The sequence below is a fragment of the Bradyrhizobium commune genome (genome assembly GCF_015624505.1).
Lineage (GTDB): Bacteria > Pseudomonadota > Alphaproteobacteria > Rhizobiales > Xanthobacteraceae > Bradyrhizobium > Bradyrhizobium commune.
Genome location: NZ_CP061379.1, coordinates 1,452,191 through 1,468,028, shown reverse-complemented (window position 1 = coordinate 1,468,028; position 15,838 = coordinate 1,452,191). Strand labels below are relative to the sequence as shown.

At 61.7% G+C, this 15,838-nt stretch carries 9 protein-coding genes and 1 pseudogene; 4 read left to right on the top strand and 6 right to left on the bottom strand.

Annotated elements, in window-relative coordinates:
* Positions 1 to 3: 3 nt before the first annotated feature.
* Positions 4 to 1,248 (top strand): efflux RND transporter periplasmic adaptor subunit, encoded by a 1,245-nt coding sequence (locus IC761_RS06985; protein ID WP_195802530.1) that lies wholly within the window; start codon positions 4 to 6, stop codon positions 1,246 to 1,248.
* Complete coding sequence (locus IC761_RS06980) at positions 1,245 to 4,373, top strand: efflux RND transporter permease subunit (protein WP_195802529.1); 3,129 nt, start codon at positions 1,245 to 1,247, stop codon at positions 4,371 to 4,373. The genes IC761_RS06985 and IC761_RS06980 overlap by 4 nt, the downstream gene beginning before the upstream one ends.
* A gap of 547 nt (positions 4,374 to 4,920) precedes the next feature.
* Here the strand turns inward: IC761_RS06980 and IC761_RS06975 are convergent.
* The 4 genes from IC761_RS06975 to IC761_RS06960 all read right to left on the bottom strand — a co-directional run bounded on the left by IC761_RS06975 (position 4,921) and on the right by IC761_RS06960 (position 9,754).
* The gene (locus tag IC761_RS06975; protein WP_195802528.1) at positions 4,921 to 5,547 is read right to left on the bottom strand and encodes a response regulator; all 627 of its coding nucleotides are present in this window, start codon (positions 5,545 to 5,547) and stop codon (positions 4,921 to 4,923) included.
* A gap of 1,527 nt (positions 5,548 to 7,074) precedes the next feature.
* Positions 7,075 to 7,974 carry a hypothetical protein gene (locus IC761_RS06970; protein ID WP_195802527.1) on the bottom strand — a complete coding sequence of 300 codons (900 nt, stop codon included), beginning with the start codon at positions 7,972 to 7,974 and terminating at the stop codon, positions 7,075 to 7,077.
* 101 nt (positions 7,975 to 8,075) lie between these two features.
* Complete coding sequence (locus IC761_RS06965; protein WP_195802526.1) at positions 8,076 to 8,324, bottom strand: hypothetical protein; 249 nt, start codon at positions 8,322 to 8,324, stop codon at positions 8,076 to 8,078.
* 302 nt (positions 8,325 to 8,626) lie between these two features.
* Positions 8,627 to 9,754: a metallophosphoesterase gene (locus IC761_RS06960; RefSeq protein WP_195804573.1), complete on the bottom strand. Its 1,128-nt coding sequence runs from the start codon at positions 9,752 to 9,754 to the stop codon at positions 8,627 to 8,629.
* A gap of 206 nt (positions 9,755 to 9,960) precedes the next feature.
* Here IC761_RS06960 and IC761_RS06955 point away from each other — a divergent pair, with 206 nt between their 5' ends.
* Positions 9,961 to 11,136: a helix-turn-helix transcriptional regulator gene (locus IC761_RS06955; RefSeq protein WP_195802525.1), complete on the top strand. Its 1,176-nt coding sequence runs from the start codon at positions 9,961 to 9,963 to the stop codon at positions 11,134 to 11,136.
* A 232-nt stretch (positions 11,137 to 11,368) separates the two neighbouring features.
* On the opposite strand, the pseudogene IC761_RS06950 reads toward IC761_RS06955, so the two are convergent.
* Positions 11,369 to 11,593 (bottom strand): annotated as a pseudogene (locus IC761_RS06950) (metallophosphoesterase); the annotation flags it as partial.
* A gap of 139 nt (positions 11,594 to 11,732) precedes the next feature.
* Positions 11,733 to 12,788, bottom strand: a complete 1,056-nt coding sequence (locus IC761_RS06945; protein WP_195802524.1) for a hypothetical protein — start codon at positions 12,786 to 12,788, stop codon at positions 11,733 to 11,735.
* A 286-nt stretch (positions 12,789 to 13,074) separates the two neighbouring features.
* On the opposite strand from IC761_RS06945, the gene bamA reads away from it, so the two are divergent.
* Positions 13,075 to 15,360 carry an outer membrane protein assembly factor BamA gene (gene bamA / locus IC761_RS06940; RefSeq protein WP_195802523.1) on the top strand — a complete coding sequence of 762 codons (2,286 nt, stop codon included), beginning with the start codon at positions 13,075 to 13,077 and terminating at the stop codon, positions 15,358 to 15,360.
* Positions 15,361 to 15,838: the final 478 nt, after the last annotated feature.

Here is a 15,838-nt window from a genome sequence, read left to right as displayed (position 1 = left end):
ACAATGGACCTTGCGGACGTCTCGGTCAGGATGCTGGCTGCAAGTTTGCTGACTTTCGTCATCGGCGGCACGGCCTGGACACAGCCGGCCCCCGGCGCTCCGCCTGCTGTCGGCATCGTCGAAGCGATTAGACGACCTATCACCGAGACCAGCGAATTTCTTGGCCGGATCGAAGCGGTCAATCGCGTCAATGTCGTGGCCCGCGTCACCGCATTCCTGGAAGAGCGCCTGTTCGTCGAAGGTGCCGAGCTCAAAAAAGGCGACCCGCTTTACCGGCTCGAGCGCGGACCGTTCGAGGCTGATCTCGCCTCAAAGCAGGCGCAGGTGGCCCAGCTGCAGGCGATGCTCGAGAACGCCAAGCTGACGACCGAGCGTGCGGCTACGCTGCTCGGTGGGCCGGCCGGTCAGCAATCGACCTACGACGCAGCGATCGCCAACCAACGCAGTCTGGAAGCCCAGGTCCAGGCTGCGCAGGCACAAGTCGATGCGTCCCGGATCAACCTCGACTACACCATGATCAGCACACCGATCGACGGCAAGATCGGACGTACGGCCGTGACCGAAGGCAATGTCGTCGGTCCAAGCTCTGGCGTACTGACCACGATCGTGAGCCAGAATCCGATGTACGTCACCTTCCCGGTGCCGCTGCGGCAAGGGCTCGAACTCCGCGAACGCTATGGACCGCAAGGAGGTTTGGAAGCCGTGGTGATCCGGCTGCGGCTGCCTGATGGCCGCATGTATGGCAAATCCGGCAAGCTGAACTTTGTCGACAACACGATCGCCCAGAACACCGATACGATTACCGTGCGCGGCGAGATCGCCAATCCGATCCTGCGCGCACCGTCCGCCGCGGGCGTTACCGTCCACGAACTGACCGACGGCGAATTCGTTACGGTCTTGCTGGAAGGTGTCCAACCCATCGAGGTGCTGGCGGTCCCGCGTTCGGCGGTGCTGTCAGACCAGCAGGGCGACTACGTCCTCACCGTTGGCGCCGGCGACAAGGCCGAACAACGCCGCATCCAGCTTGGACAATCGACGCCCACCATCGCCTCCGTCATCAGCGGCCTCGCGGCGGGCGACAAGGTCATTGTCGAAGGCCTGCAAAGGGTTCGTCCGGGTCAGGCGGTTTCGCCGGGGCCGGCAAGCGCGCTGATCCTGTCGAGCATGAAGGCCGGCGCAGGCGACGCACCGTTGGAACCAGATCATGGCGGCGCGACTGGTCCGCGACCGGAGGATAACAAACGATGATGTCCGCCGTGTTCATTGATCGCCCGCGACTTGCAATGGTCGTCGCCTTCATCATCACCATCGCAGGTGCGCTCGCGCTGACGCGGATCCCGGTGGCGCAATTTCCGGACATCGTGCCGCCGCAGGTCACGGTTGCCGGAACCTTTCCCGGCGCGTCTGCCGAGGTCGTGGAGACCAGCGTCGCTCAGCCCCTCGAAGCGCAAGTGGTCGGGGTCGACCGTGCGCTGTACATGAAATCGACCAGCGGCAACGATGGCAGCTACACCCTGACGGTGTCGTTTGCGCTCGGCACCGATCCCGACATCAACACCGTCAATGTCAACAATCGGGTGCAGAGCGCATTGTCGCAGTTGCCCACGGAGGTGCAGCAGCAGGGCGTGACAGTGCAAAAGAAATCGTCGGCGATCCTGCAATTCCTGGTGCTCTACAGCGCCGACGGCCAGCAGGATCCGCTGTTCATCACCAACTACGCCATCATCAACGTGCTCGACGCGATTTCCAGCACGCCCGGTGTCGGCCAGGCTCACTTGTTCGCCAAGATGAACTACTCGATGCGGATCTGGTTCGATACGCAACGACTGAGCAGCCTCAATCTCACACCCTCGGACGTGATCGCGGCCATTCGAACGCAGAGCGTCCAGGCACCGGTCGGCCGCATCGGCGCGCGTCCAATCAGCGACGACCAGCAGTTCCAGTTCAACGTGCAGACGTTGGGGCGGCTCGCGACAGTCGACCAGTTCGCCAATATCGTGCTGCGCGCCAACCCGGACGGCTCGACATTGCTCGTCAAGGACGTCGCCCGGGTCGAGATGGGCGCGCAGAACCTTGACAGCGAAGCGAGGATCGACGGGCGCGCCGCGGTGCCTCTCGCGATCTATCTGGCGCCGGGCGCCAACGCGGTAACGACCGCACAGGCGGTCGCGGCCACGATGCAGCGGCTGTCCAAGCGATTCCCGACCGGCTTGAGCTATCTCGTGCAGTACGATTCCACGAGCTTTGTGCGAGATACCATTACGGAGGTCCTGCGGACGCTCGGCGAGGCCTTCGTCCTCGTCGTGATCGTGGTTTATCTGTTCCTTGGCAACCTTCGCGCGACCTTGATACCGGCCATTGCCGTCCCGGTCAGCCTGGTCGGCACCTTCGCCGTGCTGCTGATGCTCGGCTATTCCGCAAATACGGTGTCGCTGCTCGCCATGGTGCTCGCCATCGGCATCGTCGTGGATGACGCCATCGTCGTCGTGGAGAACGTCGAGCGCGTGATGGAGGAGGAACCGGATCTTTCGTCGACCGAGGCGAGCAAGAAGGCCATGACGCAGATCACGGCGCCGATCATCGCGATCACGCTGGTGCTGCTCTCCGTCTTCGTTCCGATCGCCTTCATACCCGGCATTTCCGGTACGTTGTTTCGGCAGTTTGCGGTGACGATCAGCGCCGCCATGATGATTTCGGCACTGAATGCGCTGACCTTGTCGCCTGCCCTGTGCGCGCTGTTCCTGCGGCATACCGGCCCGCGGCGCGGCATGATCGGGCGCGTTCTTGGCGGCATTGACTGGATCCGCGATCGCTATAGCGGCGGCGTACGGCGGCTGCTGCGCGTGGCCAGTCTCTCGCTCGTACTGGTCGCCGTGTTCGCAGCCGGCATTTTCGGGATGTCGCACCTGACGCCGACAGGGTTCCTTCCCGAGGAAGACCAGGGTGCCTTCTTCACTTCGGTGCAGTTGCCGGACGGTGCGTCCGTCGCACGGACCAGCGAGGTCACCGGACAGATCGAGGGCCTCCTGAAGCAGATGCCGGCCGTCGACCATGTTCTGGCCATCATCGGTTTCTCGCTGCTCGACGGGGCGTCGGAGCCAAACAGCGCGCTGGTGGTGACGCGCCTCAAGCCGTTTGCCGATCGCAAGGCAGCCGCGGATTCGGCGCAGGCATTGATCCGACAGACTTACGCGGCTGGCGCGCAAATCCGGCAGGCCAATGTGCTGCCGTTCAACATGCCGCCGATCATCGGACTTTCCACCTCGGGCGGGTTCGAGTACCAGCTCCAGGCGCTGGAAGGACAGAGCCCCGCCGCGATCTCCAGTGTCACGACCGCGTTGATCGGAGCGGCCAATGCCGATTCGCGGTTGACGCGCGTGTTCTCGACCTTCACCGCGACCAATCCATCGATCTATCTCGACATCGATCGGCGCAAGGCGCAGGCGCTCGGCGTCAACATCAGCGATATCTTCACCGCCCTTCAGGCGACGCTGGGCGGCATCTACGTCAACAACTTCAACCTCTTTGGACGCACGTGGCAGGTCAACGTGCAGGGTGAGGCGCTCGATCGCGCCGACCTTTCCGATATCTGGCGCATCTACGTGCGTAATGGCACCGGCCAGATGGTTCCGATGCGGTCGCTCGCCGGCATCAAGATCGTAACCGGGCCTCAGGTCATTACCCGTTACAACAATTATCGCTCGGTGACGGTGAACGGCAGCCCGGCGCCGGGCGTCTCGTCGGGCACCGCGACGGCGGCGATGGCGGAGATCTCCAACACCGTGCTGCCCGCAGGCTATAGCTTCGAGTGGACCGGCACCGCCTATCAGGAGCAACAGGCAGCAGGACAGACCGGGGTGGTGCTCGCGCTCGCCGTGCTGTTCGCCTATCTGTTCCTGGTAGCGCTCTATGAGAGCACGGTGATCCCGATCCCGGTGCTGCTGTCCGTCGTCGTCGGCGTGCTGGGCTCCTATATCGGCATCAAGATCGCCGGCCTCGATCTCGATCTGTACGGCCAGATTGGCCTCGTGGTGCTGATCGCGCTCGCCGCCAAGAACGGCATCCTGATCGTGGAATTTGCGAAGGAACGACGAGAAGCCGGGACAGAGCTTGCGGAGGCCGCGATCCAGGGCGCCCATATGCGGTTCCGCGCAGTGATGATGACCTCGGTTGCCTTCATTCTCGGGCTCCTGCCGCTCGTGCTCGCAACCGGCGCAGCCGAATTGAGCCGCAGGGCGGTCGGGACCGCTGTCTTTGCCGGTATGCTCGCCGCAAGCTCGATCGGAATCTTCATGGTGCCGATGCTCTACGTGACGTTTCAACGCCTGCGCGAGCGCGCCAAGGCACGGCCGGTCTCGGCGCAAGCCACGTGACCCGAGCATCCAGGGCGGCAGGAATACTCCGGGATTGCTGCTCAGGGTTTCGTCGGATGCCGGCGTTGCCGTTCCCCGCTACCATCGTTGCCGCGCGCAACTGCGTAACAAGAAGAGAGGAGAAGAACAATGAGCGCTCCCACACGCCGTGCCTTCCTTGGCCTTGCGCAGGGCGCCGTCGCTGCTGCTGCCGCCGGCGCGATCGGCCTTCGTTTCATCGCATCTGCGGAGGCGATGCCCGTCGCCCCGGATCTGGGACAGGCTGCAACAAGCTCGGACCTCTTGACGCAGGCACAGTGGTGGGGTCCTCCACCCGGCCCCGGTTGGGGGCAGCCACGACCGCGCAGGCGCCGTTGGGTTTGCTGGTGGCATCGCGGTCGCCGCCATTGCGGGTGGCGATGGAGGTGACCGTCCGCGGAGCGCGATCCACCGACGCCGCAGCGGGCCCGCTCTGACTCCCAGATGGCCTTTCGCCCAAGGCGGACACCGCTGACAACAAGACCAGATCGGCTGCGAAGCGCGACGGATCCGCCGCCGCTCTTCGCGTTCACTCTTCAATCAATTTGGCCCTGATCGCGTAGCGGACCAGTCCAGCTATCGAATTGACCCCCAGTTTTCCCATCGCCGACGCCCGATGCGTTTCCGTGGTTTTCACGCTTGAGCTCAGGATAGCGCTGATACCCTTGTTGCTGTATCCCTCAGCCACGAGCTTGACAACGAGCCGCTCTCGCGGAGAAAGCTTCGCGTGCCCCTCGCCTGATCCGTCTTCTCGATTCGATCGACCGCAAAATCGTTCGCTGATGAATGGCCTGCGCGCCATGAGCGCCTCAACGGCAGCCAACAGCAGCTTGTTCGCGTCCGACTTGACCAGGAACGCGCGCGCACCGGCCTGAAGCGCCTCTTGAGCCAGTACCCCGGAATCGTGCGCGGTAAAGATCAGCACCTCCGTTTCGCGGAGATGCTTTTTTATCCCGCGCGTTATTTCCAGTCCCGTCATGCGCGGCATGAAGAAGTCGACGATCGCAACATCGGGCCGCTCCTTGAGAGCGGCCTCAAATGCCGATTTTCCGTCGGCCGCCTCGGCGACAATCACCCAGCCTGGCCGCTGCTCCAGCACCGCTCGCAGCCCGGATCGGACGGCATCATGATCATCGGCAATGAGAATTCGCTTCATGAGTGGGCCACCCCGCTGATCTCGTCGCAAGACAGCTCAGACAGGCACCTGACTCTGCTGTTCCGCAGCACGTCCCGAATGCGCAACCGGATTTGACGACGAGCTTCGTCTTGCCGAGTGAGCGACTCGAGATCTGCCTTGCGCGCGCGCCCCGGTCCTCCGGAAGCATTTCGTACGCGTCGGCTGATGGATGACTCCCGAAGGGACATGATACATTCGCCTTCCTGCAGTGCTCACTCTTGGACTGCTAGTTCTGACTCATATGCAGACAATTCTCCGAGAAATTGAGTCAGCCGCCGCGCGACAGGCCGACGGCTGATCATACAACCAGTATAAGCCACGACGTCGAAATCCTCCAGGCAAGTTGTCCCAACCATGCGCGGAGCGTCTCAGGCTTGGCGCAATATTCTTTGATTCAAAAAGGGAGCTGCGCGCGAGTGTTCAAGACACAGCCTAGGGAAACCCGGATAGCACGGTATCGGCCCCATAACGTCTATGTGACAGCGATCGAACGGCCTGGCGAGCATGCTGGATCGCGTGGCAAGGCGCCGCCCGTTGGGTAAGAAGCCTTTCCATACTGCGCCAGCGACGCCGCCGACCATCTCATCGCGCACGGCGAAGACCGGCACGATCTCAACGTCCTCGCCTCGCGCCGAGGCAACATGCGGCTGGCGGTCCAGGGACGCAGTATGAGGCAAGCTTTGTTCTCCAATCCCGCTGTCATTCGCCGCGAAGGCGGGGAATCCAGTCCGGCGCGGCTTCTCGGCTCAATCACGACCGTCTCTGGAATACTGGATCGCCCGCCTTCGCGGGCGAAGACAGCGAGTGTATGGTCGCAGACACACCTCCGCGTCCTCGCGGCTTAATTCGCCCGAGCTTTGCTTGATCTCTCCACCCTCTTAGCCAAGAGGGCGCAGGGAAGACCGGGTGCTGACCTCGCACCCGCGGTCTGCTGCGCGAAGATGTAGCGCAAAGAGACCGCACAGCAGCATACAGGTGGTGCCAATCACTCGGCCTTCCCTGCGCGATGGTCGGACGGCTTATGCCGTGCTCTCCCGGGAGCCGACTTCCTGCTGGCCTCCCTCACCCCGCGAATTGACGATGCCGTCTGCCCGGTTGGGCTCGCGCACATCTCCGCGAAAGGCTTGACCGTAGCAACGACGGCCAGGACCACACGGTTTTGCCGTACGCACGGTTCGCGTGTTCGCCGCAGTTTTTCCAGCCCTGTCGACAGAGCCGGAAACTTGCTGGCGAGACGAACCTGACAGCGCCGCTCGTCGGCACGCGGTTTCGGGCTCACAGGGACTACCCGCCCTGCCCGCACCTCTCGCACCCGACGCTGCCCGCGTCCACCGCAAGCCCGGCTCGCAATCAAGACGACACGAGATCGCCCCTCAAGGATGAGCCGGGATGGGCGATACATACGATATTTCCGAATTTCGGTAAAGTAGAATATTTTTGCGGGGAGGGGTTGACGGGGTGGCGGGTGTTTTGCCCGACGGGTGGCGCTGCTTAGAATTTTGATGCTTAGCCCTTCTTCCAGCCTAGATAAAAAAGAAAGCCCGCGAGCAAAATCGCGTAAAGAAATTTGATGAATTCCTTGAATCCGTCTTCACGTAGAGTGTTTAAGATACGCTCTTTCCAAGTTGGAACGAGTCCGGCAGTAATAAAGAGATTGACCCCGAATTTTTCTATTGAGCTCGCCAAACTTGCGCTCGAGTGCAGATCGCCAATCCAGTCCTTTGATAGAATCATCCCAACTTCGCTAGCCAAGCCCTCATGAACTTCGGCGTCAAGCGTGTTCCGGCATTGGCTGCACAGAAAGCCCGTGATGACCTTCAATCGAACATCAGCCAACTCTTGATTGAAATCGCAGATACATGCCCTGGTCCCGAAATGTTGGGACCCTTGTAGCGAAGGACAAACACCTGCAAGAGCCTCACGGACTATCAACGCTTGAATGAATTCAATGATCGACGGCGGCGACATGGAGGCTTCCCAGTCTCCAAGAGCGATCACAGAAATTCTCTTTGTCCGCAAATTGTAGTAGCCATCCACAAATTTCGCCATGCTGATTACAATGAAGTAGTCTGGCAAGCGCCTGTCCTTAATTGAATAATCCGTCATAGCGGACAGTAATTTCCCACCGAAGCGATCCGGAAAATCGCGGGCAATCTTTCGTACGTCCTCCCGATCGAGCCCGCCCGACACATCTAGGGTAGACAGCAAGGGATCCGGAATATCGGCCGGAATGAACTCAAACTCGAAATGATGTAGCCGCCCATTCATAGCCAGTATGAAGAGCTTGAGCGCTGGGGACTGCAGCTCATCGCCTGCGGTAACGATCGCTACTCGAAACGGCCAGTTAGGCCCTGATGACGCCAACACGTCGTTGACGTGAGCGCTATCTCTCTGCATTTCGGACATCATGCTGATCCAATGCTAGCGCATAGGGGGTAGAGCGAAGCGAAACCTATCCTGATTTTGTCCGTGATCCTCGGTAGGTTTCGCAGGTGTTCAACTACGCGCTATTCGGCCCATGTGAACTCATCCGGATTCGCCTGAACGTATTCCGCCCACAAACGCTCCATCATCCGCTCGACCTCTTCAGGCCGATAGTCCTTGCCGTCAGCAAGGACATTACCCAGGTTCGCCCAATTGGCATTGCCTGAGTGTGGACTACCCGGGTGCGGCGTGAAATTAGCGCCAGTCGGCTTGTGCGTGATGCCGTTCTTGTTGATCTCAAATTGGTCCTTACTGACAGGCGTGCTCGCCATCAGTCCCTCCCCGATTAGATTGGAAACTCTGCTACAATAACCTGCGGCGGATTGTTGAATAGAGGTAGCACGTCCGAAATGTCCTTGTTAGCCCGCGGCCCGATGATGATACGGCACGGCTCAAGGCCAGGACGCCAGTCTTCACCTATACCGATGAACGACCGACCATTGGGGTACTGCTTCGTCTCCGTCACCGAAGCGATGCCGGTCAAGAACTGCACTTTCGCGAACTTCGCCGGGACGCCGATGATCCTGGTCTCCCCGATTACGGTGACAGTGCACTTAATTGAGACGCCTCCCGATCAGATCGCGCCCGCCGGGCGCAGCGTGATCCGGGTCAATTCGGAGGGGCGACCGAGCCGCAGCGCAAAGCCCGGCCACAGCCCGGTGCCGTTGTTCACATAGAGCGTCATCCCGTCGACGTCGTAACGACCCGATACGAAGCCGGCGTTGGCAGGTGCGGCCAGCCGGTCGATCCCGAGGATCAATCCGCCATGCGTATGTCCGGACAGTTGCAGAGCCACGCCGAGCTTGGCGGCGTGCCGCGCGTCGCTCGGCTGGTGATCGAGCAGGATGATTGGGACGCCGCTGAGGACGCCTTGAAGGACCGCGGCAAGATCCCGGACAGGATGCTGCCCGCTGCGGCGCGACGCCCGGTCGGTGATCCCGGCGACAGCCAGCTTGCCACCGCCGCGATCGAGCACGATGCTGCTGTTTTCGAGCGACAGCAGTCCCAATTCGGCGAAGCGCGCCATCCATGCGCTGTAGCCAAAAATGTACTCATGGTTGCCCGAGATCACGTAGACGCCGTCGGTCGCCTTCAGGTCCCGCAACGGCTCGATGTCGGCGCGCCGCGCATCGAGGGAGCCGTCGATCAGATCCCCTGTGATCGCGATCAGGTCGACGCCGAGCTTGTTCGATCGCGCGACGACGGCGCGCGCCCATGACGCGGGAAACAGCCGGCTGATGTGCAGATCGGTCAAGTGCAGAATGGTGTATCCGTCGAATTGTCGCGGAAGTCCGCGGATACCGACTTCGATGTCCTTCAGCGGCGGAATCCGCATCGCCTGTTGGACGCCGATGGCGGCTGCGACGGCAGCCAACCCCGCCAATCCGTAACGGATACCATCGGGCGCGCTCACGATGCCGCCATGGATCAGCATTGCGGCCAGAAGTCCGACATCGAGCAGCAGTTGCAGCAACGCCAGCAGGACGATCGCGCCGAACGCCCAGTTGAAGAGAGCGACCACCGGGCGCGGAAACTCCGGGGAGAATACCGACCCCGACGAGAGCTTGCTCCACCGGTGAAACTGCAATGCGACCAAAATGAGCGCCGCCGCCACGATCTTGATCGAGAGCGGCAATTGCAGCGGCCAGATAAAGCGGGTGAGGATCAGCAGATAGGCGAGGCCGAAGATGAGCTGGGGAATCGGTGCGCTCCGGATTTGATCAGTGCGTCATATGTAGGATGGGTAGAGCGAAACGAAACCCTTCAGTCCCGCCTGACGACAAGTGTGATGGGTTTCGCAAGTGCTCTACCCATCCTACGCGCTGCGAGGCAACCTCACCCAGGTGGGTGAGGCACCGACGTCCGATTATGCTATCCTCCATTACCTCCTCACGGCCAGGCGGTTGCGTGCTACCATGGGCGCAAACCGATGCATGCGGGAATGCCCAGGTGAATCCTTCGAGCGAGCAGATCGAAAAGGTCGTTGACCTGATCTATGACGCGGCCGCCGAGAACGACCTTTGGCGCAACGTGCTCACCGCGGTCGCGGACCTGACCAACAGCCAAGGCGGCATCCTGTTCGGCGTGTCGTTCGACACGCGGGCCATCCATTACGAATTCAACGGGCGTCTCAACGAGGAATACAACCGCTACTACCAGGAACGGCATATGCAGAATCCCTATGCCGACTACATGGTGCATCAGCCGGTCGGGCGAGTGGTTCTATCCGACGAAATCATGGAACTGTGGAAATTCCGCGCCACGAGCTTTTACGACGACGTGTTTCGCCCCCAGAACATCACTCACAGCGCGTTGATGGCGCTCGCGGCGCAGCGGGATTTCCGCGTTGCCTTCAACATCTGCCGAAGCGAAAGCCAGGGACAGTTCAATCCTGAAGAACAACGCTTGCTCGAGTGGTTGTCGCCCCATCTGCGCCGATCGGCGGCTTTGGGTTTTCGTCTCGAAGGCTATCGCAGCATCCGAGATGCGGCCTTCGACGTCCTCGACCGCCTTTCCGACGGCGTCGCGATTTTCGACAGAAGCGCTCGCATATTGTTCGCCAACGCGGCCGCAAGGAGAATTGAAGCGGAAGGCATGCTGCGCCTGCATCCGTCGATTGCAATGGCGGCGCCCGCCTATTCCTCCCGCCTGATTGCGCTGATCAAGCCGGCGCTAACCGGAGGCGCAGGCGGCACGATGAGCTTTCCGAACGGCACCGACGGCCGGCTCCTGACCATCATGGTCTCTTCGATCCGCGGCCGGAGCGTCGGGCTGCTATCCGACGCCGGCTTCAAGGACGCCGCCGTCCTGATTTTCATCATCGATCCCGCCAACCGGCGCTCGATTCCGCTCGGCCAAATCATGCATGCCTACGGGCTCACCCACGCCGAAGCGCGGGTGGCTCTCGCCGTCTCATCCGGCCACACCGTCGGCGAAACCGCGCGGCTGCTGAACTTGTCACCAAACACCATCAAGACGCATCTGCGCCACGTCTTCGCAAAGACATCGACGGGACGTCAGGCAGAGCTTGCTGGACTAATCACGGCGATCGGAACTGTACTTTTGTCCACGGAGCGCGAATAAGTTTCATCCGTTAGGTGATAACGAAGCGCGCGCGTCGGTGCATCTAGTATAAGTTGAGTTACGGTGACAGTGCACTCAATTGAACCACGTCATTTTTAGGAGACCTCGCAGATTGAAGAAGACGATAACGGCCACGTTTAATTAAGTGCACTGTCGCTGTAATTCCGGATCTGCACCCGGACGGAACCCACGACGGCCACCGACATCGTCATGGAAACGGAAACCTATATGGTCAGATCGCTCCCGCCGGGCGCAGCGTGATCCGGGTCAATTCGGAGGGGCGACCGAGCCGCAGCGCAAAGCCCGGCCACAGCCCGGTGCCGTTGTTCACATAGAGCGTCATGCCGTCGACGTCGTAACGACCCGATACGAAGCCGGCGTTGGCGCGTGCGGCCAGCCGGTCGATCCCGAGGATCAATCCGCCGTGCGTGTGTCCGGACAGTTGCAGAGCCACGCCGAGCCACCAGATCAACGCCATGATCGAGCGCCTCCTCGCCGTGGGTCTCCCGGCGGAGGGCGACTGATCCTTCCTGACCGGGCAAGGCCGCATCATGTCGCGCGCCTGCGCCGGAAATGGCACCGGGCGTACGGTGACTTCATTGCTGCTGCCTCTCCCAAAACGAGAGCAGCCCTTGCGACGTGGCACCACCGATCACGCAGGGAACGCCGACGGCGACCTGCCCAAGCGCTGCCGCCGACACACAGCCGAGCGCGACCGCGCCGACACCGACTTGCCCCCAGAAATCGAGATTGCGACGCGCATCCGATCCCCTGGTCTTGAGCTCTTCGACGGCGGCGACCGCATCCCGTCGCACCGCGCCGAGCTGAACCGTGTCGGCGGCCTGGATCACCTCGGACAGCGGCCCCCTCACCTCCTCCGACTGGTGTGGCAGCTCGCTGCGCAAGAATTCGCGCAAAGAGCCGTCTCGCACCGCATAACTTGCGAGCGTGTAGCGTGCCATGCTGCCGACCGTCAGCTTGTCGACGGTGTCGCGGCTCTTGGACCATGGCAACATCTGCACGATACGCATGATCGGTACATGCGAGCCAGTGGCAAAATAGTAACCCCATAGCGTATCCAGGAGATCCTGGCTGCTCGCAAAGGTAAGCTTCGTATCGAGCTTCTTGTCGTCCTTTGCGAAGGGATTGCGGGTGAGCGCACTGCGCATTCTGTCGAGCATGCCCGGCTTCTGTTCTTCCAGGGGGATCTCGGCCAACGTCGGCAGCGTGCCGTTGAGATAGCTGTCGATCATGACCCGCCGACCCGGCATCTTCGGTGCGATCCGCCTCAGCAGATTGCGCCAATCGGGCAGTCCGGAATAGGCGACGGCGCGCACGATCACCCATTCATCTTCCGGCGGCATGGGAAAGAAGCTGTCGACGAGCTGCTCCGACTTTGCGGCGTTCGAGCCGATCGCGCCGGCGATGAAGCCGAGATAGATGCCGGCATTGTCCGGCTCCTTGAATGTCTGGGAATGGAAGAGGACCCGGACAGCGGCGGGCACGTGCGCGTAGTCCGGCTTGGCCCGATAGTTGTAGATCCACTGCTGCACGACACCGAGCGGGACGTGCGGGTCGATCTCCGGCGCGACGGCAGCGCAAGCCGATTTGCCGAGAAGCAGGAGAAAGGCGAAGAGAACTGCATGACGCATGTGATGCTCCATCGCGCGCGATGGCCCGCATCGCGAGCGCTCTGTGCATTCTCGCTAGGCCGGCTTTGGAGCGGCTATACGACGTTTTCTGGACGAGCGGGTTCGGCGGCGCGTCCAAATTATGGCTGCATTGACCGTCCGGCCAGCAACTCACCTCGCCTCCGACATTCTTTTGCCCTGCGTTTGCAATTCGATCTGGTGGCGAAAGGCAAAGGCCAGGTGGGACGTGACGAAGAGGACGAACACGGGACGTCGGCGACGAAGCTGCGGGGTGAAAATAGCCCGAATGCTTGCCGCCACGATCGCGCTGATCGCCGCGACCGGCGCCCATGCGGCATCGCCGACCACGATCACCGTGGAAGGCAACCGGCGCATCGATGCGGAGACGGTACGCTCCTATTTCCATTCTACGCCCGACGGGCGATACGATGCGGTTGCGCTCGATGCTGCGCTGAAAGCGCTCATCGCAACGGGACTGTTCGACCAGGTCAAGATCGAGCACAACGGGGACGATTTGCTCGTGCGCCTGACGGAGGCCAAACTGCTTGCCCGCGTGGTTTTCGAGGGCAACAAGAAGATCAAGGACCAGGATCTCGCCGCCGCCATCCAGTCGAAGCCGCACGAATCGCTTCAACGCGCCGCAGTGCAGGGCGATGTCGGCCGCATCATGGAGGCCTATCGGCATATCGGCCGCGCCGATGTCGGCGTGGTGCCGGAGATCATCGACCGCAGCAACGACAGTGCCGACCTCGTCTTCACCATCTCCGAAGGCCGCAAGACGACTGTCCGGCAGATCAATTTCACCGGCAATCACGCGTTCAGCAGCCGCCAGCTCGCCGCCGTGATCACCACGTCTGCGACCAATGTACTGAGCTTCCTCACCCATTCGGACGTCTATGACCCCGACCGGGTCGCGAATGATCGCACGCAGCTGCGGCGCTACTATCGCAATCGCGGCTATGCCGATGTTGACGTCGCCGGCCCGCGCGCGGAATACGATCCGGCGATCTCGGGCTTCGTGCTGACGTTTGCGATCGACGAGGGCGAGCCATATCGCTTCGGCAGCATTAATCTCGTGTCTCATGTTCCCGGGCTTGATCCCGCGCGATTGCGCGCCGCCCTGGCTGTGCATACGGACACCACTTTCAATGAAGGCGCTCTCGATCGGAGCGCCGAGACGCTGGCGATCGAAATGGCAAGGCTCGGTTTTGACTTTGCCCGCGCGTTGCCGCGCACCAGCCGCAATGCAGAGGCCCGCCGGATCGACGTGGCCTTCGTGATCGATGAGGGACCGCGAACTTATGTCGAGCGGATCGAGATCCACGGCAACACGCGCACGCGCGACTATGTGATCCGCCGCGAGTTCGATATCGCGGAGGGCGATGCCTACAACCAGGCGCTGGTCGATCGCGCCGAACGGCGGTTGAAGAACCTGAACTACTTCAAGAGCGTCAAGATCACGACCACGCCGGGCTCCATAAGCGACCGCGTGGTGCTCGATGTCGAGACCGCAGAGCAATCGACCGGCGATTTCTCTGTCTCCGGTGGCCTTTCGTCGACCGACGGGTGGCTCGGCGAAGTCAAACTCGGCGATCGCAATTTCTATGGCAGCGGCGCGGCCGTGCGGGGAACTTTGAGCTACGGCCAATATTCGCACGGCTTCGATCTTTCGGTGTCCGAACCCCATGTGCTCGGCAGCAACGCGACAGCCGGCGCCGAGCTGTTCGGCAAGCAGAGTTTGGCGAACAGCTATCAGTCCTATGGCGCCAACACTTATGGCGCGAATTTCACGCTGACGACGCCGATGACGGAAGAGACCAGCGTGCAATGGCGCTATTCGATCAACAACCAGGACGTCACGCTTTCCCCGACCTTGTCGGGTGCGACGGTGTCGCTGCCGATCCAGCAAGCGGCAGCCACCGGATCCGCCTGGGTGTCGGCCATCGGCAGCACGACGACCTACAACACCCTCGACAACAGCAGGAGCCCGACGAACGGACTCAACGCACAGCTCCGGCAGGACCTTGCCGGCCTCGGCGGCGATGTCCGATTCCTGCGCACCACGGAGGACGTTCGCTACTATCATTCGCTGGGTGGCGATCTCGTCGGCATGGTTCGCGCCCAAGGCGGCTACATTACCGGCTGGGGCGGCCAGCAGGCGCCGCTGCTCAACAGCTTCTTTGGCGGGCCGACCATGGTGCGCGGCTTCGCGCCCAACGGCTTCGGTCCGCGCGATCTGACAGGCGGCAGCACGATGGACAATGTCGGCGGCAGCATGTACTGGGCAACCACGGCCGAACTGCAGAGCGGGATTCCCGGCGTGCCGGATGAGTACGGGCTGAAAGGTTCGGCCTTTGTCGATGCCGGCAGCGTCTTTCGCTATACCGGCCCCACGACTTTCGGCAGTCAGTCGGTCAACGTCGCCAATCGCAATATCCTGCGGTCATCGGTCGGCGTGGGCTTGACCTGGGCGTCGCCGTTCGGCGCTCTCACGGCAAGCTACGCCGTGCCGATAACCAAAGCTCCCTACGATGCGGTGCAGCCATTCAACTTCAGTGCCTCCCCGTTTTGATCCTCTCTGCCGCCCCAATTTCCGGTTCAGCTGGGCATGAGCGCGCTCAGGAATGAGCACATTGCCGGCGGCCGCGCCAGAACGCCCGGGCCGAAGGATGAGGCCAGCGTCCGGGCCATCATGTTCAAGACCGCGCTGACACGCCTCCTGGTCACGCCGGCGGGGCCTCGATTGGATTAATTCAGAACATGGAAGGAAGCAGTTTTTTCCCGCTGGGAGGCCAACTATCGAAAAACGAAAATATGGGAACCCGCTTCCTGAGGTGCCAGCGCATTGTGAGTTTAGAGAGCCAGTCTCCTTCCGCCCTGTCGACCACTGTATCGCCGTCGCCGGAGAGCGCGACAGAGGCTCCTTGCGCGACAAGCTCAGTCGCGCCGGAGCCCCTCAGTCAGTTTGCGCGCGCCATCCCGAAGCTCCACCGACGTGGACGGTTTGTTGTTGCGGCGAACGGTTCAATGTCCTCTCCTGCTCAACTCGC

Bases quoted from the DNA above. Each gene is read 5' to 3' on its own strand.
- IC761_RS06980 (WP_195802529.1), top strand. From the start codon at position 1,245: ATGATGTCCGCCGTGTTCATTGATCGCCCGCGACTTGCAATGGTCGTC.
- IC761_RS06975 (WP_195802528.1), bottom strand. From the start codon at position 5,547: ATGAAGCGAATTCTCATTGCCGATGATCATGATGCCGTCCGATCCGGG.
- IC761_RS06985 (WP_195802530.1), top strand. From the start codon at position 4: ATGGACCTTGCGGACGTCTCGGTCAGGATGCTGGCTGCAAGTTTGCTG.
- IC761_RS06965 (WP_195802526.1), bottom strand. From the start codon at position 8,324: ATGGCGAGCACGCCTGTCAGTAAGGACCAATTTGAGATCAACAAGAAC.
- IC761_RS06970 (WP_195802527.1), bottom strand. From the start codon at position 7,974: ATGTCCGAAATGCAGAGAGATAGCGCTCACGTCAACGACGTGTTGGCG.
- IC761_RS06945 (WP_195802524.1), bottom strand. From the start codon at position 12,788: ATGCGTCATGCAGTTCTCTTCGCCTTTCTCCTGCTTCTCGGCAAATCG.
- bamA (WP_195802523.1), top strand. From the start codon at position 13,075: ATGCTTGCCGCCACGATCGCGCTGATCGCCGCGACCGGCGCCCATGCG.